The organism is Flavobacterium cellulosilyticum, from assembly GCF_004349355.1.
Taxonomy (GTDB): Bacteria; Bacteroidota; Bacteroidia; order Flavobacteriales; family Flavobacteriaceae; genus Flavobacterium; species Flavobacterium cellulosilyticum.
On sequence record NZ_SMFK01000003.1, the window covers coordinates 104,489 to 126,388 of the forward strand.

The 21,900-nt window shown below is 32.4% G+C and carries 20 protein-coding genes, 1 tRNA gene and 2 pseudogenes; 11 read left to right on the forward strand and 12 right to left on the reverse strand.

Features of this window, described 5'->3' with window-relative positions; genetic code table 11:
* The first annotated feature begins 8 nt into the window (after nt 1–8).
* Nucleotides 9–839, forward strand: a complete 831-nt coding sequence (locus E0F76_RS06895; protein WP_246022010.1) for a protein-glutamine glutaminase family protein — start codon at nt 9–11, stop codon at nt 837–839.
* Nucleotides 840–882: 43 nt separating this feature from the next.
* On the opposite strand, the gene E0F76_RS06900 is transcribed toward E0F76_RS06895, so the two are convergent.
* Both E0F76_RS06900 and E0F76_RS06905 read right to left on the reverse strand, forming a co-directional pair.
* Nucleotides 883–2,340, reverse strand: a complete 1,458-nt coding sequence (locus tag E0F76_RS06900; protein WP_132003349.1) for a magnesium chelatase — start codon at nt 2,338–2,340, stop codon at nt 883–885.
* Nucleotides 2,341–2,439: 99 nt separating this feature from the next.
* Nucleotides 2,440–3,558 carry a vWA domain-containing protein gene (locus E0F76_RS06905; protein ID WP_132003351.1) on the reverse strand — a complete coding sequence of 373 codons (1,119 nt, stop codon included), beginning with the start codon at nt 3,556–3,558 and terminating at the stop codon, nt 2,440–2,442.
* A gap of 293 nt (nt 3,559–3,851) precedes the next feature.
* Here E0F76_RS06905 and E0F76_RS06910 point away from each other — a divergent pair, with 293 nt between their 5' ends.
* Entirely contained in the window at nt 3,852–4,793 is a 942-nt protein-coding gene (locus tag E0F76_RS06910) for a nuclear transport factor 2 family protein (RefSeq protein ID WP_132003353.1), read from the forward strand.
* A 786-nt stretch (nt 4,794–5,579) separates the two neighbouring features.
* Here the strand turns inward: E0F76_RS06910 and E0F76_RS06915 are convergent.
* From E0F76_RS06915 to E0F76_RS06935, 6 genes and pseudogenes are all read right to left on the reverse strand, one after another.
* A pseudogene (locus E0F76_RS06915) lies at nt 5,580–7,187 on the reverse strand (RagB/SusD family nutrient uptake outer membrane protein); the annotation flags it as partial.
* Nucleotides 7,188–7,206: 19 nt separating this feature from the next.
* Nucleotides 7,207–10,515 carry a SusC/RagA family TonB-linked outer membrane protein gene (locus E0F76_RS06920; protein WP_220398906.1) on the reverse strand — a complete coding sequence of 1,103 codons (3,309 nt, stop codon included), beginning with the start codon at nt 10,513–10,515 and terminating at the stop codon, nt 7,207–7,209.
* 695 nt (nt 10,516–11,210) lie between these two features.
* A complete protein-coding gene (locus E0F76_RS06925) occupies nt 11,211–11,591 on the reverse strand; it encodes a YchJ family protein (RefSeq protein WP_132003357.1) in 381 nt (126 codons plus the stop codon).
* Nucleotides 11,592–11,615: 24 nt separating this feature from the next.
* Entirely contained in the window at nt 11,616–11,846 is a 231-nt protein-coding gene (locus E0F76_RS06930; protein ID WP_132003360.1) for a hypothetical protein, read from the reverse strand.
* An 11-nt stretch (nt 11,847–11,857) separates the two neighbouring features.
* Nucleotides 11,858–12,010, reverse strand: coding sequence for a hypothetical protein (locus E0F76_RS19260; RefSeq protein WP_165932651.1), 153 nt, complete (start codon nt 12,008–12,010; stop codon nt 11,858–11,860).
* Entirely contained in the window at nt 12,010–12,567 is a 558-nt protein-coding gene (locus tag E0F76_RS06935; RefSeq protein ID WP_132003363.1) for a hypothetical protein, read from the reverse strand. Before E0F76_RS06935 ends, E0F76_RS19260 begins: the two co-directional genes overlap by 1 nt.
* Before the next feature lie 89 nt (nt 12,568–12,656).
* Here E0F76_RS06935 and E0F76_RS06940 point away from each other — a divergent pair, with 89 nt between their 5' ends.
* The 7 genes and pseudogenes from E0F76_RS06940 to E0F76_RS06970 all read left to right on the forward strand — a co-directional run bounded on the left by E0F76_RS06940 (nt 12,657) and on the right by E0F76_RS06970 (nt 17,141).
* Nucleotides 12,657–12,905 carry a hypothetical protein gene (locus E0F76_RS06940; RefSeq protein ID WP_132003366.1) on the forward strand — a complete coding sequence of 83 codons (249 nt, stop codon included), beginning with the start codon at nt 12,657–12,659 and terminating at the stop codon, nt 12,903–12,905.
* Between the two features lie 173 nt (nt 12,906–13,078).
* Complete coding sequence (locus tag E0F76_RS06945; protein ID WP_132003369.1) at nt 13,079–13,519, forward strand: KTSC domain-containing protein; 441 nt, start codon at nt 13,079–13,081, stop codon at nt 13,517–13,519.
* 166 nt (nt 13,520–13,685) lie between these two features.
* Nucleotides 13,686–13,922 carry a hypothetical protein gene (locus E0F76_RS06950; protein WP_132003372.1) on the forward strand — a complete coding sequence of 79 codons (237 nt, stop codon included), beginning with the start codon at nt 13,686–13,688 and terminating at the stop codon, nt 13,920–13,922.
* A gap of 198 nt (nt 13,923–14,120) precedes the next feature.
* Nucleotides 14,121–14,885, forward strand: a complete 765-nt coding sequence (locus E0F76_RS06955; protein WP_132003375.1) for a DUF4369 domain-containing protein — start codon at nt 14,121–14,123, stop codon at nt 14,883–14,885.
* 18 nt (nt 14,886–14,903) lie between these two features.
* Nucleotides 14,904–15,290: pseudogene (locus E0F76_RS06960) on the forward strand (TlpA family protein disulfide reductase); the annotation flags it as partial.
* Nucleotides 15,291–15,464: 174 nt separating this feature from the next.
* A tRNA-Tyr gene (locus E0F76_RS06965) sits at nt 15,465–15,545 on the forward strand.
* A gap of 291 nt (nt 15,546–15,836) precedes the next feature.
* Complete coding sequence (locus tag E0F76_RS06970) at nt 15,837–17,141, forward strand: site-specific integrase (RefSeq protein ID WP_132003381.1); 1,305 nt, start codon at nt 15,837–15,839, stop codon at nt 17,139–17,141.
* A gap of 82 nt (nt 17,142–17,223) precedes the next feature.
* On the opposite strand, the gene E0F76_RS06975 is transcribed toward E0F76_RS06970, so the two are convergent.
* Nucleotides 17,224–17,538 (reverse strand): hypothetical protein, encoded by a 315-nt coding sequence (locus tag E0F76_RS06975; protein WP_246022000.1) that lies wholly within the window; start codon nt 17,536–17,538, stop codon nt 17,224–17,226.
* The gene (locus tag E0F76_RS06980; RefSeq protein ID WP_132003384.1) at nt 17,522–17,800 is read right to left on the reverse strand and encodes a DNA-binding protein; all 279 of its coding nucleotides are present in this window, start codon (nt 17,798–17,800) and stop codon (nt 17,522–17,524) included. The genes E0F76_RS06975 and E0F76_RS06980 overlap by 17 nt, the downstream gene beginning before the upstream one ends.
* 905 nt (nt 17,801–18,705) lie before the next feature.
* Between E0F76_RS06980 and E0F76_RS06985 the strand changes: the two genes are divergently transcribed.
* Both E0F76_RS06985 and E0F76_RS06990 read left to right on the forward strand, forming a co-directional pair.
* On the forward strand, nt 18,706–19,098 hold the full coding sequence (locus tag E0F76_RS06985; protein WP_132003387.1) for a single-stranded DNA-binding protein: 393 nt from the start codon (nt 18,706–18,708) through the stop codon (nt 19,096–19,098).
* A gap of 45 nt (nt 19,099–19,143) precedes the next feature.
* Nucleotides 19,144–20,211, forward strand: coding sequence for a DUF932 domain-containing protein (locus E0F76_RS06990; protein ID WP_132003390.1), 1,068 nt, complete (start codon nt 19,144–19,146; stop codon nt 20,209–20,211).
* Between the two features lie 322 nt (nt 20,212–20,533).
* Here the strand turns inward: E0F76_RS06990 and E0F76_RS06995 are convergent, their stop codons facing one another.
* Together E0F76_RS06995 and traN are read right to left on the reverse strand one after the other, a co-directional pair.
* Entirely contained in the window at nt 20,534–20,713 is a 180-nt protein-coding gene (locus E0F76_RS06995; RefSeq protein WP_342773063.1) for a hypothetical protein, read from the reverse strand.
* 264 nt (nt 20,714–20,977) lie between these two features.
* On the reverse strand, nt 20,978–21,889 hold the full coding sequence (gene traN / locus E0F76_RS07000) for a conjugative transposon protein TraN (RefSeq protein WP_132003393.1): 912 nt from the start codon (nt 21,887–21,889) through the stop codon (nt 20,978–20,980).
* Nucleotides 21,890–21,900 lie beyond the last annotated feature (11 nt).

The following is a 21,900-nucleotide window of genomic DNA, read 5'->3' on the forward strand; positions in this document are numbered from 1 at the left end:
CAGAAATTATCCAAACTGGTCTTCCGTTTGGATATCAACAAGCCAATTGCCATAATATTTCACATTATATCCGTACATTTTTAGAATCGAAAGGCTATCAATGCGCCAAAATTTGGGCATTTGCTCCAATTGTTTATTCTACTTATAGCACCAAATTAATTTCATTTACAGATAAAAAAAACATTTCACCAACTGGAAAAATAGATTGGGGGTATCATGTCGCTCCCATTATCCAAGTACGTATTGGCACAAAAGTGCGAAAAATGGTTATTGATCCCGGATTATTTCCTAAAAGCCCCGTTCGATACAGAACCTGGTTGGCCAAATTAAAAACCCGAAAATTGATCTATTTAATCATGGATTCTGAATGGTATTTATATAATTCTTCTATGATTCCCAATTCGCAATTACAGTATGATTCGAATGGATTTACAAATAGTATACAACCAAACGTTAAACTCCCCGATTGGTTTTCAGATAAACTCATTACCGATTTTTTCAAATACGAAGAGGAAGCTTTAGACCAACATTGGATAGAAAAAGGTTTGGCAATAAATGAAACTGCTATGGCTTTTTATAATAATGAAATTAAAGCCTTATTGAATTCTAATCTTCATAACGATTTAGTTTCTGATTACAAAATGTTAGTAGGTAACGTTTTCAATTTTGAAACCATTTTTAGGGACAATAACTGGAATTATGAAATGAATGATAACTTTCAATTCAAACACCAAAACATTATAGCAAAATACCGAGAAATTTATTTTTCAAACCTCAATAAATGGATCGAGTCACATTCAAAACTAAATGAATTGATTGCTCATAAACAAACAATTTAAAGAAAAAAAAAGGTCTAGAAATACATCTAAACCTTTCTTAATTTTACAATTTACTTATATAACTACCGTATAAATCTTTAAACTGATATCCTTCAGTCATACGGTCTTTACTTAATTTTTTAAACTCTACTAAACCCCAAAGAATAAATTCTTTCATAAAATAACGATCCTCTTCTTCTGATTGTGGCTGGTATTTTTTGATCAAAATGTCCAATGGAGCAATACTGTCAAGAATTGTCTTATAATCCTCATCTGAACAATCATCTAATAATTCGAAACCGCTTTCGGCAAAAAACCATTCTATCGTATCAGAATAAGGGGTTTTCTCCTCTTGTTTTTCGAGTTTTTCAATTTTAGGAAAGTACCCTGGAAAGAAAGTACGAATGGCATCACCCATTAAATGTTGCGCCACAATTGCAGCTCCCTCCTGCTCCCCTTCATAAACTAATTCAACTTTTCCGGTAATAGATGGAATTATCCCCATAAAGTCTGACAAACGTACGCTTGTTTTGTCAACGCCTGATTTCAGTGCTCGACGTTCAGCAGTGCTCAATAAATTTTCAAGAGCAGTAATACTTAGTCTTGCAGAAACGCCACTTTTATTATCTACAAATTCACTCTCACGCGCTTCAAAACTAATTTGTTCCAATAAATCCCTAGCTAATGAAGGAACATAAACCAAATCACTTTGCACTTCATCAAGGTTTGCTTCTTGCTCTGTAATAATTCTGGCAATTTTGATGGTTTCTGGGTAATGTGTTAGGATTTGAGAACCAATTCTGTCTTTTAAAGGCGTTACAATACTACCTCGATTGGTATAATCTTCTGGATTTGCGGTGAAAACAAATTGCATGTCAAGCGGCATTCGCAACTTGAATCCTCGAATTTGAATATCACCTTCCTGTAAAATATTGAATAATGCTACTTGAATTCTGGCTTGCAAATCGGGTAATTCGTTGATCACAAATATGCAGCGATTGGCTCTTGGAATCATTCCAAAATGAATCACGCGATCATCTGCATACGATAGTTTTAAATTAGCTGCTTTTATTGGATCAACATCGCCAATTAAATCGGCAACGGTAACATCAGGTGTGGCCAATTTTTCGAAAAACCGTTCGCTTCTGTGCAACCATGAAATGGGAGTTTCGTCTCCATTGGCAGCAATTACGTCTTTGGCAAAACGGGAAATTGGCTTCAAAGGATCATCATTAATTTCTGAACCTGTGACAAACGGAATATATTCGTCTAACAATTCAATCATTTTTCGCGCCAATCTCGTTTTGGCTTGACCTCGAAGCCCCAATAAATTAATATTGTGTCGGGATAAAATAGCACGTTCTAATTCTGGAATGACAGTATTTTCGAATCCATGAACGCCTTCAAAAATAGGTTTTCCTGTTTTGATTTTTTCACGCAAATTTTGACGCAATTCGTCTTTAATACTTTTACTTTGATATCCAGATTGGATTAATTCGCCCAGTGTGTTTATGTTGTTCATTGATTTCTTTTTAGTAAATAATTTTGATATTGCTATTGATTTTTGATATTGCTATTGACATTGACATTGCCACTATTCTAGACTGATAACTGAAAACTTTTATTTAATCCGTTTCTTTCTATTGGTTTCATAATCTTCAAAAATCATTTCACCCAGTCCTTTTAATCCTGTATAAAAGGCTTTCCCTTGATTGGCTTCGGTAAACCGATTTACAAATTGTTGCAAATAAGGATCTTTAGCAATCATAAAAGTGGTTATAGGAATGTGTAATTTTCTGGCTTGTTGGGCTTCGTTGTAACATTTATCTACAATATATTCATCAAGGCCATTGCTGTTCATATAATAAGAACCGTCTTTTTCGCGAACGCAACTCGGTTTTCCATCCGTAATCATAAATATTTGCTTGTTGGTATTTCGTTTTCTACGCAACATATCCATGGCCAGTTGCAAACCTGCAACAGTGTTGGTATGAAAAGGACCGACTTTCAAATACGGTAAATCGCGAATCGCAATGGGCCAAGCATCATTTCCAAAAACAAGAATATCCAAACTATCTTTAGGATAACGTGTGGTGATTAATTCGGCCAATGCCATTGCCACCTTTTTGGCAGGAGTGATTCTGTCTTCGCCATAGAGAATCATACTGTGACTAATGTCAATCATTAAAACAGTACTCATTTGAGATTTGTGTTGGGTATCTTCGACGACCAAATCATTTTCGGTAAGCATAAAATCATCAACACCATTATTGATTTGGGCATTTCGTAAACTTTCGGTCAAAGAAATTCGTTCTAATCCATCTCCAAAATGAAATTCCCGAAATTCTCCTGTATGTTCATCTCCATTTCCAGTATGTTTGGTCTTGTGATTCCCACTTCCAGAACGTTTTAAATTTCCAAAAATAGTATCCAAAGCTTGTTGTCGAATGGCTCTTTCTGTTTTGGCAGTAATACTTGTTCCTGAAGTTCCATCGTCTTTGAGTTCGTCTCGGATATATCCTTTTTTCTTTAAATCCTCAATAAAATCATCTATTGTATAGTGTTCATCTGTGAGTTTATATTCCTTGTCCAATTCCCTTAACCAGTCGATTGCTTCATCAAAATCACCAGAAGTGTGCGTGATTAATTCCTTGAAAATCGCAAAGAGTTTATCAAACGGAGACTGGAATGGTGCTTCGTAGGTCTTGAAATAAAATCCTTTTTTGATAGTGTCTTTCATATTTTTTAAAATTACATTATTTTGAAAAGAAGAAAAGCCAAACATATACTAATTTATAGTTAAATATGTTTCGGTTCAGATAAACCAATATTTCCCCATTAAAATCAACTCAAATTCCAACTCAAAAAAGATTAAAATAAGGGAACACTTGCAATCAAAACAATTAATCCTAAAATTATAAAATTTTATTCTAGAATTAATAGTTTGGCCTTAATAAAAAAATATTGTTTATATACCTGACAATCAATTATTTCACTAAATTTAAACTATTATAAACCAAAAATAATTTAATTATGAGAAAAGTTATTTCAATTGTATTGTTTATGTCCATTTGGATCACGTTTGCACAAAAGAAAACGAATGGAACTATTTATATTGAGCATCCTGCAATTACAGCAGTAGAAGCAATGACCCAAGCTTTTGTAAGTGGAGACACAGACAAAGTTGCCAGCTATTTAGCTGATGATTTTAAGTTATACAGTGGGACAAGCATTAATAAAAATGATAAAGGAAAAGACAAAGAGTCGTTTTTAAAAGATGTCAAGTTTTGGAAAGACAATTTGGATTATTTAAGTATTTCTAGAACAAAAGGAGCCTATCCTGATGCCTTAGAATATAATGACCCCAATAATAAAGAATTAGTTTGGGTGCAAACTTGGGAAGATGTAAAAGGAGTTCACAATAAAACTGGAGTAAACATTGATATGCCAGTACATCGCTTGTATACTGTAGATAAAAACAATAAAATCAAAACCATTATTGACTATTCAACCAGTAAAATAGGTGATGAAATTGGGCAAAGTTTCTCAGATAGAAAAAATGGTGAAATTTACAATCATCACGAATACATTAATGATGTTAGAAAAATGATATATGCCTTTGTAAATAAAGATTTTGACAAAGCGTACAGTTTTTATGATGATGAGGCAAGATTTAGTGACATCAATTCGCCAATTGGAAAAAGCATATCATTGACAGAACAAAAAGCTAACGATAAAAAATTATTAGATAATTTTGAAATAACTGGTGTTGACATTAATGGATATCCTGATTATTTGCATTATGAATTAGGAGATACTAGAGTAGTGCAATCTTGGTGGACCTATAGATTAATTAGAAAATTGGATAAAAAAGCTATAGATTTACCTGTTTTATATATTGATGATTTCAACGATAAAGGTAAAATTATATCAGAAATTGCTTATTATAGCCTAGCCTTATTAGAAGCAAAATAATAATTTAACTCACTTGAATGTAAAAGCCGAAACAAATTGTTTCGGCTTTATTTATATAATTATGTAAGAACCCTAAAAAGAGATTTGCCTAGTTATATCATATAAATCACGCCTGTTTTTTACTTATTTCAAGGACTTTAATGTTAGTTAAACGAATCATTTTCTTAAATTTCTTGTGCAAACTCTTTCCGTTTTCAAAAATGAATATAATAAAAAACACCTCAACACAAAATAGTTATGAGGCGTTTTTAATCATTTTTGAATTATTATTTATTCTGAGGCATGACCATAACCTTGAGTAATGTTACCTTTAGATTGTGAAATAGTTTCATAAGTTAATGCTCTCACATAACGTGGAGGGTAACCAGCTGCATAATAATCATCTTGATACCCTTTAAAAACATCTGAAGTATACTGACCTGCATTATCAACTATGTTTTGGCCCCATTTAGTTTTTACATATCCTGCAGCTTGAAGCGTAATTGCTTCAGCTCCTGCTGGATCAATATAACGGTATAACCCTTTAATCGCAATATTACGGTTTCCTGTAAGTGAAGTGTATCCATTTCCAGCATTATAAGTGGTACCAGTCCATTTATCACAATTTCCTCTCCATCCTGGTGTTAAAACTGGGTAATTAGGATTAGATTCATCTACATTTGCATTTCCTGTTAACATGGTTGGGATTCCAAATGATGACATATTTACTGCTTTTGTCCAAATATAACTAGATATAGTCATTCCTGTTTTTGGGAAAGTATAATACCCATTAACTTTTAAACCATTAGCCATTGCAATTTGTGTATCACGAAGTTTCTTAATTCTATCAGGCATTGTTCCTGAAGTAATCATATCCCAACGAGTATGACCTTCTCCAGCTAATTCTAATTTACGTTCTTCTAATATTCCATCGATTAGGGTTTGCCCTGATAGCGAATTAACATAACTGGTAACTTTTGTAGCTTGATCTGCTGAAACAAATGCCCGACTACGTACTTTAGTCAAATATGATTTTGCATTAGCATCATCACCTAAAAGTGCATATGCGTATGACAATTTTAAAATAACATCACCTAAACGCATTTGTACCCAATTACAACCAGATGAACGTTGAGCTATTGTGTAAGGACTTGCCATACGGCTTTCGTCTAATTTATTGTTAGCTAACCCTCCCTTTTCACGACTTCCAGGAGAAAAATCAATTAATTTTTCACTTGCTGCTCCAGAATTTGCTGTAACGGCAACAGTAACATCACGTCGAATGTCTTTTGGGTCATATTCTCCATAATAAAATGAAGCATATAAACGGCTTTGTCCATAGGATTTACATGGAAATGCATTTGAACCACCTCCGCCAGAAGGTCTTCCGAAAGCATAAGGAAATTCAGAAGTTCCAACTGCTCTTGTTGTACCAGTTTCAAATATAGATTCTGGACTTACCTGTAAATCCATTATGTATTGAAAGTGACGTTGAAAAGGATTGCTGAAATTAGCAGCTCTATTATCAGAAGTTATTAAGTATGCAGTTCCTGAGTTGTCTACAAGTTTTTGCAAATATTCTTTAGCAATAGTAATGTACGTTTTGTAATCTGTACGTCTAACGTATTTAGCATTCCACTTTACAGTTCCTTTTTGTTCGAAGGTAACTGCACCATAGTCAAAATCAGTTCGGCGTGTTTGCCATCCACCTGCATCCAAGGCCATTTTACCAATTAAACCTTGTGCGTAAGAACGGGTAAAACGTTCTGCTGTTAAACCTCCTTGACCCAAGCGATTCATTAACGGCTCTACTTTTTTCAGTGCCGCAATTTCTTTGTCATAGATTTCATCACGAGATGTTAATTTTGTTGTTTCTAGTTGAGATAAATTTCTAACAGGAACATCAAAATAAGGGACATCACCAAAATATTTTATCAGATATTGATATGTATTGGCGCGAAAGATCACAGCTTCTCCATAAAGTTGTGTCCACTCCGAAATTGTACCCGAGGTTACAGCGTCTTTATATTCTTGCTTCCTTTCAATAGATTCAATCATAATATTAGATCGACTTATTATTTTGTATGCATTTTCGAAAAAAGATTTTGGATTGCTTTCGTTAATACTTAATTCTGTAGCAAATAGACCTTCTGGTATATGACGTGTTTGAGAACTATATAACTCAGGGTGACATTCAGAATCAGAACCTACTATTTCGGTATCATAAAACAACCCTGAATCAGCTAATCTCCAGATATCATAATTACCTACTAAAGCTTTATAAGCTTCACTTGGTGATGAAAAGACAAAGTCTTCATCTACTTGAGATGGAGATTGTACCTCCAAAAAATCTTTTGTACATGCCGTATTCAATAGAATAAATAGAGACAGCATGAAATATAATAACTTTTTCATAATTTAAATTGATTAAAAATTAAAATTCAACATTAACTCCGAACGTAAAAGAACGTGCACGAGGATAAGAACCATAGTCTAGTCCAGGGGTTGGATAGCTACCATTTCTAGAAGGATCTGGATTAACTTCTGGATCAAGACCATTGTATCCTGTTATGGTAAATACATTGTAAACTGAACCATAAACGCGGAAACGACTCATCCCCATATTATTTATTACTCTTTCAGGAAGTGAATATCCAATAGTAAATGTATTTAATCTTAAAAAAGATCCATCTTCGATGGCATAAGAAGAAGTCATTGTTTTTTCTGCATAAGGCAAATATGTGGTAGCATTAGCATTAAGTGCATCTAATTCGGCTGGCGCTACAACTGATGTAATTTGTCCATTTATTACATCATATATTTTATATGCGCCTGCTAGCTCTTGTAGTCTGTTTCTGTACAAACCAGCTTCTTTGCCTCCTTGGTAAGCATTTAGATGGTTAGCATTATAAACATCATTCCCATAACTATAATTAAAATCTAAAGCAAAATCAAAATTTTTATAATTACCATTAAAATTAAAACCACCCGTATGTTTAGGATTCATATTTCCAATTACTCCTAAATCTTCATCATTTATTATACCATCACCGTTAAGATCTTTGTATTTTGGTACTCCTGGATATGCTGTTTGAGAACCAGGTTTATGACCATTTGATCCGTAAACAGTTGAAAGATATCCTCCTGCAATGTCAGGAACTCCAGTTTTTAAAGTATAAATACCTGCTCCTGTTGCATCATAATTAAAATCCTTTGTAGTATACCATCCTTCGTAAATCCATCCACGAACTAAACCTACAGGTTGACCTACTTTAAAAATATAGTCTCCAGATGCAGGTGTATTATTTATACCACCCCAAGCAGAACTATAAGCTGGATTTATTCCCTCTCCTAATTTATCGACATTTCCTCTGTTAGCACTGATATTAAAACTTCCATATAAATTAAAGTCTTTAGTTTTAATTATATCTCCACCTAATGATAGCTCTATACCTTTATTACTTGTAGCTCCAACATTATCATACATATATGAAAAACCACTAATAGGAGGAATTGGTCTTAATAGAAGTAAGTCCTTAACGGAATTTTTGTAAACATCTATTGTACCTTTTAATTTGTTATTGAACAAACCAAAATCAAGTCCAATATTTCTAGTTATAGTTGTTTCCCATTTTAAATTTGGATTATTAAGCGTTGAAGCAGGAACATAAGATAATTGTTGTACTTCATTTAAAGAAAATCCAGTTAATCCTCCAGATGCCCAATTCATTTTCCAAAGTCCTGCATTGATTCCATCACTACCAACAGCACCATAAGAAGCACGCATTTTTAGGCTGCTTACCCAATTTACATTTTTCATGAAGTTTTCATCAGAAAGACGCCATGCAAATGCACCAGCAGGAAAATATCCCCAACGGTTCAATGGTGCAAACCTTGAAGAACCATCAGCACGGAATGTTGCTGTAAATAAATATTTATCTTTAAAGCTATAATTAGCTCGTCCAAAATAAGAATTTAGTCTATTAGGAGTGCCCGTATTAGAACTAAAACCACCATTTATAGCGTTTGAATGATCATAAGAATCAATATTAGCAAAAGCACGATCTGAATCAAATGAAACAGGATATTGTTTCCCAAATACATAAGTACTTTCAGAACCTGAATCAGCGACTTCCATCCCTCCTAAAATAGTTAATTGATGTTTATCCCCTAAACCTTGTACTTGATAGTTCAAAGTATTTGACAAACGATAATTCCATCCTTGTGAAGCATTAATAGAAGCATCTCCTCCGAAAGTTTTATTACCTTGTTTGTCAACATAAGCTTTATATATTGCTCCTTGCCATATTTTTCTTCTTCCCCATCCAGCATTTAGTCCAAGATCTGTTTTAGCAGTAAGTCCTTTTATTATTTCCCAACTGAAAGAAGTGTTAGCAACAATTGATCGGGATAAGTTAGCGTCTGTATAATCATTTATACGATTAACTGGATTGAAGTTATCATTAAGTATGTTTTCATAATCCCCTAATTGCGTATTTACAGTAACGTCTGATACACCTAATACATCATTTTTAGCTATTGGTCGAAACCAATAAGCTGAAGTCAAAAGAGAACCACTTCCTGAACTTGTTCCTTCGTTTCCTTTGGTTTCTTCTTGGCTGTATCTAGTGTTTAGTGAGAATGTAATTTTATCACCCAATTTTTGATCTAGTTTAAAAGAAGCATTTGATCTCTTATATGAAGTGTTTAATTTCATACCATCTTGATCTAGGTGATTTACAGAAAAAATATATTTTGTTTTCTCGTTTCCACTAGAAATATTGAAATTGTGATTGTGTGAGAAGGAACTTTTATATACTTTTTTACTAAAGTCTTCACTAGCTACGTTTTTATAGTGTTCAATACCTTCAGTGTTACTTCCTTTAAATTCATTCCCTATTAACCATAGTTGTTCCCATGCATTTGCATATCCGTCACCTATTGCTTGTGCATAAGCCCAGTTGTATTTAATGTAATCATATCCCTTCATTACAGGTAAGTATCCTGTTGGGGCGTTAAATTGAGTATAACCATCATAAGTTACTTTTGTTTTACCGCTTTTACCACTTTTAGTTGTAACCATGATTACCCCATTTGCTCCTCTTGCACCATAAATTGCGGTAGAAGAAGCATCTTTTAAAACGTCTATACTTTGAATTTGACTTCCTGGAATATTGCTTATTGAACTAACTGGAAAACCATCCACAATATAAAGAGGTTCGTTACTTTGAGATATGGATCCTCCACCTCTTACTCGGATTGAGATATTTGCACCAGGTCTACCGTCTTGAGCAACTACGCTTACCCCTGGTAATTTTCCTTGTAGCGCTTGTGCTGCATTTGCAACAGGCGCTCTATTGATTTCTTCACTAGAAACAGAAGCAACAGATCCTGTAAGATCTTTTCTTTTTGAAGTTCCATATCCTATAACTACAATTTCTTCTAATTCATTACTTTGTACAGACATCGTTACATTAATACTTGTCTTTCCTCCTATAGCTTTTTCAACTGTTTTATACCCTATAAAACTAAACAGCAAAACATCAGTCGATTTAGCGCTAATTGTATAATTACCATCTAAATCAGTGGATGTACCATTGTTAGTGCCTTTAACAAGAACGGAAACCCCCGGTATTGGACCTGCTGAATCAGTAACTGTTCCTTTTATTTTTAATACTTGTTGCCCGTAAGTAGGCATCCAAAATAGTATTCCCAGGAAAAATAAATAATATTTTACTTTCATTTTTTTTTTAGTTAGTTGGTTATTTATTGGTTAAAAAAATCTATGTTTTATAACATAGTGTCAAATTAAATTTAATTGCTTTTTGGTTTAAATGATTTATTTTCAATTGTTCAATAGGCTCACTTTTTTTAATTAATACTTGATTTATTTTTATAAAGTCTTTTTTTAATTTATTCAACTTTCATCTGTTAAACAGCAATATTATTTCATTAATCACGAGTGTAATCGATTGCTAAAATATGGAACAATAATTCATATTCCCATCAAAAGTGGCATAAAATAATCAAAAATTAAAAAAAATTAGGTTATTTATAAGATTTTAAGATGAATACCTTCACTTATAAGAAAATACCTTTTTACTAAATTTTAGGATAAATATTTCTTTAATAAACTGGTAAACAGTAAAAAAGACAGAAATTATAGAAATTGAAGAATGCTAATACCATGTTTTTTTTCAATAGTAAGAAAAATATTCAAGAGAAAATATAAAAATCAAAAAAAAACAAAGGTAGTCTGACTTTTAGTATAAAAACTTAAGACTTTAATAAAAGAAAAAAAAATATAGACATATTTTTACATAACAATAGGATTAAAATTTTTAATAAAAAATCAAAACCCATATATAAATACTTAACACTTTTTAGGATAGTGTCTTAAAATATATAATATAGAAAATTCTCAACATTTTAAATGAATTAATAAATCACTCCATCAACATAAAACCAATTCCCATTTTCGAATATAAATTTTGAAAATTCATGGTGAATGTGTTTTAGGTTTTGGCTGTCCCTATAATACGCTTTAAATTCTACAGTAGTTTCAGTCGCATTAATAACATCCAGTTGTTGCCATTGATTACTAATAGCCCAATTTAAAATTTCATCTCTTGAATGGAATTTCCTTTGTGATGAATGAGTAGTTGCAAGTAAATAATCGGCATTATGAGTAACATAAGCAGTATAGCGTGATCGCATCAAAGCTTCGGCAGTCGTTGCTTTTTGATCGCCTTTAATAATGGGTTCACAGCAATCCTGAAATCTTTTATTCAGTCCGCAGTGGCAAATTGCATTTATCATATTATTTACTTCAAAAACAAAAAATTAAATATTTCCATTAAGAGCTATAATTCGCTGATGCAACTGATTTAGCAAAACTTGATAACGACTTATTTCTACTAGATCTTCATCTTCTTCCAAGAAGTCAAGTAATTCATCTAATTCTTCACTCACTTCAACTAATTTATTATTGGCATCTGTTGCTTTTTTTTCTGCAATTAAATCGATTATCTCCTGAACCCCTTTTTTAAGTTCAATAAATTTACTGTTTTCCATAATGTCTGCGTTTATTCTTTATCTGAATCTTTACTTTCATTGAATTTTTTGGCGATTTGTTTCAATTTTTCTTTTCGGTCCATCGCTGATTGTTTTACTTTATCTTGAGCTTTATGAAGCTTGTCGTTGTGTTTCTTAATATTTCGATCGTTATTCCTTCCCATTATAGTTCTCTTTTTATTTCTTCCAATGTTTTATTGGTATAAATTAATTGATTTATTATTTCTCTTCGCAACTCATCCAAATCATCGTATTCAAAATACTTAGCCCAAGAAGTTAAATTAAACAAATTCCTGATTTGTTTGATTTTTTTAGTAGTTTCAAAACTGGTTCTTAGAATGGCTTTCTTATCATATTTGGGATTGTTTTTATGTTGATAATTGACAGTATTCGTACTATAATTAGCTTCTAAATAATACAATTCTTCTTCCGCATTATCAGGATAAAATTCATTCCAAGAAGCAAAACCTAATTTAAATTTGGACTCATTGCCAGTTTCGAAGCTATCTTGCTCCATTGGTTCTAACCTCCATTTACTATTCGCTAATCGTCCCCAATGATTCGATAACCGAAACATTCCCTCCTTTGTATAATAATACTTACTACCCGATTTACTATCATATTGTATTTGCAAACCTTCAATTTTATCTAAAAATACTTCATTGAATATACAAAATGTATTTTTGAATGATTTAGGACTTGGTCGAAATACTTTTTCCATCTAACAAAGGTAATCAGAATGAGAAGAATTACACAATCAAATACTATTTTGATTAACTTTGCAAAGCAGAATTTTATAAAAAATAGATCATGACAAAAGCATCAGAAGATAAAATGTTACAAAAAGGAGTATATACGGGGATAATCGAAAAAGACGACAAGAACAATTTTTTTTGTGGCGAATACCTTTTAGATTATAAAATGGTACAAGCCAAACACACTATTGGTGACATGATTACCATAAAGTCTGTTATCGAAAATCCTAGTGATATCAGTTACAATAAATACCCTAAAAAATCTAAGAATTTTGATAAGGCCAACAATAAGCCACAACAATAATAAGTCTTATTCAACAAAAATTAGTCTAAAAATCAAAAAAAACAGTCATTTTTTTGATTTTTTTTTTGTCTTAAACTAAAAAATTAAAAAAAAGTGTACCTTTGCAAAAAATTGTCTATTTTGAAAGCAAATCATATTGTTTCCATATTAAAAGACAAGTAGTTACAATATTTATGAAAAAAATAGTTGAATACCGAAAGTTATTAAATGTAGACAAAACTGCAGAATTAAAAGATTTAAAAACCATTTATCGCAATGCGATGAAAGAATCACATCCTGATAAATTTCAAGGAGATGAAGCTGGTTTGAAAGCTGCAGAAGAAAACAGTAAAAAAATTATTGAAGCCTATCACTTTTTAGTAAGCATCAATCCTGAAACTACTAAAATAAACTTACCAGAATATACTGAAACAATTGCTACATCAACAATTTCAGATTATAAATTTGTTGAAGGCAGATTAATTATTAATTTTTCTAACGGAAGCGTTTATGAATACATTAGTGTTCCTAAAGCTACGTATGTAAAAATGGTAAACGCTGATTCTCCTGGTCGATTTGCAAAAAGACATATATTAAATTCTTTTACTTGGAGAAAAACGACCAACCAAGACTAGATTTATTTTATAATGCCACAAAAAACACTCACGTATGAGTGTTTTTTTTTGTAAAAATCTTAAAAATACAGTGTATATTTTTTGTAAAAAAAATCGCATTAACCTATTGACTATTCTATTTAATTTTAGTAAGTTAGCCAAACTTATAAAGTTATAAATATAAAACATGGATAATCCTTGCAACCTATACAAATTACAATATAAAAAGGCGAATGAAACCCTAGATATATTAATAATTCAAAAGGCAGAAATTAATTTTAAATTAATTGCTAAACCTGCTAGTGCTTCTTTAAATAAAGCATTAAGAACCGTAAATATGGATATTAGGATAACCGAAAACGAAATCGAACATGCCGAATATTGCATCAATAGATGTGAATCAGAATTCAATCCTACAATTTAATTTAATTTTTTAAAAGAATCCCTCTTTTAAAAAACACCCATATTTTCGAACAGATTAATCTTTAAACGGAATTGTCTTTTTGTCAAATTTCCCTGTCTTTTTATCTAAAAAATAATAACAAAAATTTAAGTCAAAAAATTATTGTTGTTTTATAAATTTAAATACTTTTGCTGACTTAAATCATTTAACTAATTAACAATGAAAAAAATAATTTTATTGCTTTCTGCTACAGTATTTTTAATTTCATGTAGTAAAGACAAATATACCATTTCAGGAACTGCAAAAGGAGTTGAAGATGGTAAAACCATCATAATGGAAACTCAAGACGCTAGCGGAATGGGCTTAGTTGCAGTAGATACTGTAAAAGTTTTAAATGGTAAATTTGAAATTAAAGGTAAAACTACTGAACCCTCTTTTCATATGTTACAATTAGAAGGAGCTAATGGCAAATTTCCTTTTATCCTAGAAAATGGCGATATTGTTATCGAAATAAACAAAGACAGTATTAATAAATCAAAACTTTCTGGAACTTATAATAATGACGAATTCGTTAAATTTAACGAAGAATTGCTTAAAGTTCAAAAAGGTTTAATCGATTTTCAAACAAAAAACACTGCATTAATGAATACTGCTCAGCAAAATAAAGACACAGCAGTAATCAATAAGTTAATGAAAGAATTTGGTGAGATTCAACAAAAAGTACAAGTAGAATCAAAAAACAAATATGCTACTTACACTGAAACACATCCTAAATCATTCATTAGCGCCTTAATTATACAAGGAATGGTAAATGACCCTTCTGTTGAATTGACTAAAATAGAAAAACTATATGCTAGTTTAGATGAGTCTTTAAAAACTTCTAAACCAGGTAAAGCCATCGAAACAAAGATTAAAGAATTAAAAAATCCTACAGCTCCTTCTGCTGGTGCTCCATTACCTGCTGCACCTGCTGGTGCTAAGTGAAGAGCAGATTTTACTGCTCCTAATCCTGAAGGAAAAATTATTTCTTTAAAAGAAAATTTAGGAAAAGTAACAATAGTAGACTTTTGGGCTTCTTGGTGCGGACCTTGTAGAGTCGAAAATCCAAATGTTGTAGCCATATATAATGAGTTCCATTCAAAAGGATTGAATATTGTTGGCGTATCTTTAGATAAAGATGCAGCAAAATGGAAAGAAGCCATTGCAAAAGATAAATTAACTTGGATTCATGTTTCGCATTTAAAGTTTTGGGAAGAGCCTATCGCAGCTCAGTATGGTGTACAATCCATTCCTGCCACTTTTATCCTTGACGCTTCAGGTAATATCGTTGCAAGAGATTTAAGAGGTGAAGAACTTAAAGCTAAAATTAAAGAACTTTTATCCAAATAAATTGAAATTCTTATAAAAATAGAAAAATCTCCCTTGTGGAGATTTTTTTATTTTATTCAATACCAATACATTAAAAATAATACAAAAATTAAGTCTGTTTTTTATTTGGAAACATCAAAACAGTTTCTATATTTGCAACCGCTAAGCACAATTATATGCTCAGCAACGGTATCCGGGGAGATACTCAAGCGGCCAACGAGGGCAGACTGTAAATCTGCTGTGTGAACTTCGCAGGTTCGAATCCTGCTCTCCCCACGAAAAGGGATTAAGATAGATAAATTAAAGTTTTTCAATCTTTTCAAAAGTCCACAAAAAACGTGTTAAGCCTGCAAATCCAACGATTTGCAGGCTTTTTTCATTTTCTGCACTTTGTCAAAATTTATAATAATGATCAAAGTTTCTATGGCAGAATCGTGGCACATTTGCATTTTTTAAAAATGTGCCACAGAATACCAGCTAAACCTAATAGATACAGGGGTTAACGTGCTTAACGACTTGATTTTTTGAAGTTATAATTCTACATTTATTAACCCTAAAAGTTGAATTATGTTAGAAAGCAGTTTTGGGCTGGTTTTCTTTTTGAAAATCCCCCGCAATGAAAGTAAAATTAGAACCATTTATCTTAGAATTACCGTAGATGGGATACCTAAAGAAACATCTACGAAACGTAAATGGGATATCTCACGTTGGGATCAAAAATTAGAAAGAGCAATCGGAACTAAAGAAGATGCGAAATCTATTAATTTTTTCTTAGAGTCTCTTACTCTTAAAATCAATGAATACAAAACCGAGAACATGTATAGCGGAAAGCTTATTACTTCTCAGAAAGTTATGGATTATATTTTAGGGAAAAATGCTGCAAGAGCAAAAGTACTTGAAGAGTTCCAAAAACATAATGATGAAATGACGGCTCTACTGGGTAAAGGATACGCAAAAGGAACTCTAGATCGTTTCACTATCACTATTAATCATTTAAGAGCCTTTATTCGACTTAAATTTAATACAGAAGATCTCGAATTTTCTGATTTGAATCTCGCATTTATAAAAGACTTTGAATTTTACTTACGGTCTGTGCGCAATTGCAGTAATAATACAACCCTTAAATATATCGCTAACTTTAAAAAGATAGTTATACGTGCTATAGATAACGAAGTCATCTTGAAAGATCCATTTAAGAACTTTAAAGGTAAAAAATCGAAAATCATTAAAAAACCCCTATCTACTCAGGAATTATATGAGTTAGAACGGCATTATTTCAGCACTGAGCGACTTAATGTAGTAAGAGATGTGTTCGTCTTTCAATGCTACACGGGATTAGCTTATATCGATGTATATCAATTAAAAAAAACTGATATTAAAGTGGGGGTCGACAAACAAGCATGGATAATGTCTGAAAGACAAAAAACAGGCTCCTCAACTAATGTCCCGCTCTTACCACAAGCACTTCAAATAATTGAAAAATATAAAGAACATCCTCTTTGTTTGCAACGCGGCACTGTTTTGCCTGTTGCTTCAAATCAAAAGATGAACGAATACCTAAAGGAGATTGCGATCCTATGTGCTTTTCCGTTTACTCTTAATACGCATATGGCTCGTAGAACATTTGGAAGCACTGTTACGTTACAAAACAATGTACCGATAAATGTAGTGAAGGAAATGCTTGGACATTCCTCTGTGAAGCAGACAGAAGCCTATGCTATTACAGAGCAAGTTACAGTTGGACGGGAAATGGCATTGCTTAATAAACGGATAAATAAAACGGATCCAGTAATGTGTGAGTCAGATCTAGCCATCCTCACCAGATTAGAGAAGGAGATAAAAAAAATTAAGCAGAAGTATCACTTATCTTGAAATCGCAGCAAATACTGTTTATTATCTAAAACTTAAAGACAACTGTAACATATTAATTCAAAACGCAAAAAGGTTGCTACCATCATGGAGCAACCTTTTTGTCTTTCAGATAGACTTCACTTTTAACACCGGGATGGTAGGAAGGAAAATATTCGATGTATCCTAAATTCTGTAATTCTTTAAAATACTTATGATAGGTTGGTATTGTATTAATATGCGAAAGTGCCATGATTTTACTTCGACTCACTTTAATATTTTGCATTTGTCCTTGCTTATAACCCAAACTAAGTATAGCAAGTAATAGCGCGAAATGCCAAACGTTTAATCGAGGATCTTCCATATAAATCAATAATAAATTCATCAAACTATCCTTATTACTTTTATTTGCATCTTTCATCTGTAAAAAGTTTTAGTAGATCAACTTTATTATAGTAGTACGAGCCGAGTATTTTTTTAAATCGTATCTTTTGGGTCACTCTTAAATTTTGAACAGATCCTGGGGACATATTCATTAATGTTCTTACTTGCTTGCTTTTTATCCATTCTTGGTCTACTATTTCACCTTGGACTTCCTTCGTCTGTGTCATTAAAGTACCAATATTACCTAATAACTCCAAACCAAACTGCCTCAAATCTTCTTTTGTTATCATGTCATTCATAATCTCCTTTTATTAAAAATTTAAACAATACATCTCTCCCTTTTAATTTGAATTAGCTCTTTATTTTACTTACAGTTTTTTAAAACAGAAAGCTATTCAATTTTACAAAGTGCAATTCAGCAAATAGTCTAGTGCTACTTCTTTTACTCTAAAGTATGCAAATAAAACAAGTCGTTTATATATCTGATTATCAATGGTGTTATTTGTCCTCTAATGGCAGTTCACATAACCTTATAGTACTATTCTAATATCCCTTTTTCAAAATTAACTTTTAGAACAGTCAAATCTATACTTCGCTCAATTTCAACTTAACTCCAATCCTCAAAGCACATTTATACTTCCGCTCTGCTCCAGCATAAAAGAGCTTAGTCGGATAATAAATAAAAGAATCTTGAAAATTTAAGCCGCTACCTACCCATAATTTTCAAGATCCTTTTACATGGCTTATATAGCCATAGCATTATATTGGAGAAATTGTGGATTGATAACATTACACAGTATTTGTTTGAAGAGTCACTTTTTTCTTTATAACCCCAAATAATCTTCTTTACAACCTTGCTTCCAGTCTATTACTATTCAAAAACCAGTATGCTAAATTGTCCCATTTCAAGAGCAAAGGTATTCTAGTGTTTTTAACGCAAAAAAAAGGTCAAGCCCTACGGGTTTATCAAAAAATCTCCACCCATGCGGGTTGTATTTATTTGATAAAACCTTGTTTTTGCTAAACACTAACCTTTTATGCTCTCGAAACGAAACATAGCATACTCCGGCTCTTTGGACGAATAAAAAAAATGTCAACAATGAAATTTTATACTATTTATACTGGAATTAGAGTGAAACAAAACAGCACCTCCTCTCATTACCGAATAAATTAATTTAAACAATAAATCTAAAAATTAAAAATCATGAACATCATCGGAAGATTAACAAGGGATGCGGAAGTATACACAACACCGCAGGAGAAAAAAGTGGTAAATTTTTCAGTAGCTATTAATGATAGTTACCGAAATAAGCAAGGCGAACGCATAGAGCAAACTAGCTATTTTGATTGCTCCTACTGGATAAGTCCAAATGTTGCCAAAATACTCCTTAAAGGGGCTTTAGTAGAGCTAACAGGAAGAGTGAGTACAAGAGCCTGGACTGCTACTAACGGAGAACTAAGATCTAGTTTAAATTTTCACTCCTCGACTATTAAATTACATGGAGGTAGTAAAAAAATAGAACAGGCACAGGCCGTCGTAAAACAAGAAAACAAAAAGATCATCATAGAGGAGCCTGCAGATGACCTACCATTTTAACACTAAATACTTAATCATTTTTTTAACTTTTAAAATTTTAATATCATGGCACACAATTTAAATTTCAACGAAAGAACAGGACGTTATTCCTTTTTTAGCGTACAAGAAAAAGCTTGGCACGGTTTGGGTCAAATAGTAACAGACTATCCAACAAGCGCGCAAGCAATTAACCACGCAGGACTTGATTATGAAGTTACAAAAAGTCCTCTTTATACCAAGGCATCAAACATAATTGATCCTAAAGACAATTTAGCGATAATAAACAATGAGGTCAACGTACCCAATTATTTTGCCACAATCCGTACCGATAATAATGTTGTTTTGGGTGTAGTCGGTAAAGATTATCACATTGTACAAAATCGTGAAGCATTTAGTTTTTTTGATGCTATTGTAGGTGGTACAGATGGGATTTTATACGAGACTGCAGGCGCTTTAGGAAATGGAGAACGTATTTTTATTACGGCTAAATTACCGGACTATATTCGTGTGGGCAATGGTGATGATGTTACAGAAAAATATATTTTCCTTACTACTTCACACGATGGTAGCGGAAGCATTACGGCAGCTTTTACACCCGTTAGAATAGTGTGCCAAAATACACTAAACGCATCACTTCGTAATATGAGTAATGTAGTACGCATACGCCATACTTCGGGAGCAAAACAACGTTTGGAAAATGCACACAAAGTAATGGGATTAGCAAACGAATTTAGTAATCAATTAGAGGACATTTTTAATAATTGGGCAAAAGTGAAAGTGCACGATCATGAGGTTAAAAAAATGATACAATTCGCACTATGCCCTAACAAAGAAACCTTACAACATCTAAAGGCTGGAAATGAGGACGAAATATCCACAGTTTTTAAGAACACGGTTGAAGATGCTTTTGCCTATGCTATGACGAGCGACTCACAACAGATGAACACGACAAAAGGAACTTTGTTTGGAGCTTACAACGCTGTAACAGGCTACTACCAAAATGTTCGTAGCTATAAGGATAGCGAAGCCAAATTACAATCCATTATTATGGGAGGTACTGCACAATTAAAATCTCAAAAAGCTTTTGAAATCTGTACTAATTTTCAAAAACTTGGTATGAATTGCTTTAATTAATAATCCTTTTAAAAACTATAGACGGCCCACTTTGATAGTGGCCGTCTATTTTTATTAGTATCGTTTTTTTGTTTTACGGAATACATATATTGAAATCTTGAACTTCAAAAAGACCTTCCCTTCCAATTGGTCGGGAAAGTCTTTTTGAAGAAACTAGTTGAACCACTTCAGAAAAAAGTAATCAGTACGCAGCGCTCCCTTCTATTTTTCCTGAAAAGGTTCGAGTTAAATGATAGGATATTCTTCATCCTATTACTTATTTCCGCCTTCTTTTCTTTCCACAACAGCGTCAAAAGAAAAGAAGCAAAAGAATGCCGCTACATTATTTCACATTTTCAACTTTGATTTGAGTTAGTTTCTTTTCGCTTGACTTCTTTCTTGAATAACTCCATAACATAAGTAGTCCAAAAATAATAAATCCGATGGAAATCCATTTGGTCACTCTTTCAAAGAATGTTATTACTACTGATTTTTCGTAACTCGAAAATCCCTCTATTCCCATCGGACTCGTCTGTAAAACTTTCGTCTGTTGATCCAATATCGAAGGCTTACACCTATAAGTAGAGCAATTATACCTAAAAACAATGCAGGATTCATAATCAAATATTTATAAATTTCACGTAATAAATTTACAAAAAAAAAACAACAAAATAAAAATAAGTTACTCATTTAAAGATAGTTACGATAATTATTTTAGATGCCAAAAAACAATGTGATTGCTTTACTTCATTCAGTAAAGCTATCACTTGCTATTTAATTTTAATCACTACTGTAAATCTTCCTCTGTATGTGGCTTCTTAACTAACTTGGATTTAAGTAAGTGGCTGTTTTTAATCTCCAAAACTTGCAATCGACTACCATTTTTTTCATGGAGTTCTATGCGAAGTACTTTGTCATCAGCGATCGTAAATTGATCCAAAACAAAAACATTTCTGGAAACCGTTTTTCCTTCTACCTCATCAATAGCGCTATAGACTCTTATTGGATTTTTAGTTACTTCCTGTACAACCGTGCGTTTCGCTTTCTTTTTATCTACCACTTTAAAATTGACGAAATCAATTGGGAATGAAACGAAACTTGAATTCTTAATTTGTGTATGAAAATAAAATTTGTCATCGTTAATATAAATACCTTTTAATAAAAATTCTATTCCAAATTTTCTGGTGCCAATTTGTTTTATAAAGTGCTTGTCTTGCTTATAAATCTCCTCCATTAATTCGTCGACCATGTTGGGCGAATTCGTACCAAGTTCTTTAAACAAAATTGGTTTTGAGCTCCATCCACGATCACTCATAACAGTTTTAGTTAAACTGTAATTTGTAACCCTAGGACATGAATTGTAGGAGACATTAAAGCTATAGAAAGATCCGTCTTCCGTAATTACTGAAAAATTGGTTTCTTCTTCAAAATCGCGAACAGAAGCCTTAACTCGCAAAACATTACCAGCATCCTCAGCCTTACTGGCAACCAAATTAGTACTACCTAAATCTACGTAGCGAATACCTGAGGGAAATAATAGATGCGTAGTTTTATCGAATGTTACTTCTATATCGTATGGTTCTATTACACTTAAGTTCTCCTTGTGACTCAAGCATAGGGCATTTTGCCCGTGCGTAATTGATGTGCATCCTAACATTAAAATCAGGATCATCAATGTATTTTTTACAGCTGTTTTCATTTTATACCATT

What these genes read in the sequence shown, in the direction of transcription:
- E0F76_RS06900 (WP_132003349.1), bottom strand. Translation starts at nt 2,340, where the DNA reads ATGAACAACATAAACACACTGGGCGAATTAATCCAATCTGGATATCAA.
- E0F76_RS06905 (WP_132003351.1), bottom strand. Translation starts at nt 3,558, where the DNA reads ATGAAAGACACTATCAAAAAAGGATTTTATTTCAAGACCTACGAAGCA.
- E0F76_RS06910 (WP_132003353.1), top strand. Translation starts at nt 3,852, where the DNA reads ATGAGAAAAGTTATTTCAATTGTATTGTTTATGTCCATTTGGATCACG.
- E0F76_RS06920 (WP_220398906.1), bottom strand. Translation starts at nt 10,515, where the DNA reads ATGAAAGTAAAATATTATTTATTTTTCCTGGGAATACTATTTTGGATG.
- E0F76_RS06925 (WP_132003357.1), bottom strand. Translation starts at nt 11,591, where the DNA reads ATGATAAATGCAATTTGCCACTGCGGACTGAATAAAAGATTTCAGGAT.
- E0F76_RS06930 (WP_132003360.1), bottom strand. Translation starts at nt 11,846, where the DNA reads ATGGAAAACAGTAAATTTATTGAACTTAAAAAAGGGGTTCAGGAGATA.
- E0F76_RS19260 (WP_165932651.1), bottom strand. Translation starts at nt 12,010, where the DNA reads ATGGGAAGGAATAACGATCGAAATATTAAGAAACACAACGACAAGCTT.
- E0F76_RS06935 (WP_132003363.1), bottom strand. Translation starts at nt 12,567, where the DNA reads ATGGAAAAAGTATTTCGACCAAGTCCTAAATCATTCAAAAATACATTT.
- E0F76_RS06940 (WP_132003366.1), top strand. Translation starts at nt 12,657, where the DNA reads ATGACAAAAGCATCAGAAGATAAAATGTTACAAAAAGGAGTATATACG.
- E0F76_RS06945 (WP_132003369.1), top strand. Translation starts at nt 13,079, where the DNA reads ATGAAAAAAATAGTTGAATACCGAAAGTTATTAAATGTAGACAAAACT.
- E0F76_RS06950 (WP_132003372.1), top strand. Translation starts at nt 13,686, where the DNA reads ATGGATAATCCTTGCAACCTATACAAATTACAATATAAAAAGGCGAAT.
- E0F76_RS06955 (WP_132003375.1), top strand. Translation starts at nt 14,121, where the DNA reads ATGAAAAAAATAATTTTATTGCTTTCTGCTACAGTATTTTTAATTTCA.
- E0F76_RS06970 (WP_132003381.1), top strand. Translation starts at nt 15,837, where the DNA reads ATGTTAGAAAGCAGTTTTGGGCTGGTTTTCTTTTTGAAAATCCCCCGC.
- E0F76_RS06975 (WP_246022000.1), bottom strand. Translation starts at nt 17,538, where the DNA reads ATGAAAGATGCAAATAAAAGTAATAAGGATAGTTTGATGAATTTATTA.
- E0F76_RS06980 (WP_132003384.1), bottom strand. Translation starts at nt 17,800, where the DNA reads ATGAATGACATGATAACAAAAGAAGATTTGAGGCAGTTTGGTTTGGAG.
- E0F76_RS06985 (WP_132003387.1), top strand. Translation starts at nt 18,706, where the DNA reads ATGAACATCATCGGAAGATTAACAAGGGATGCGGAAGTATACACAACA.
- E0F76_RS06990 (WP_132003390.1), top strand. Translation starts at nt 19,144, where the DNA reads ATGGCACACAATTTAAATTTCAACGAAAGAACAGGACGTTATTCCTTT.
- E0F76_RS06995 (WP_342773063.1), bottom strand. Translation starts at nt 20,713, where the DNA reads ATGGGAATAGAGGGATTTTCGAGTTACGAAAAATCAGTAGTAATAACA.
- traN (WP_132003393.1), bottom strand. Translation starts at nt 21,889, where the DNA reads ATGAAAACAGCTGTAAAAAATACATTGATGATCCTGATTTTAATGTTA.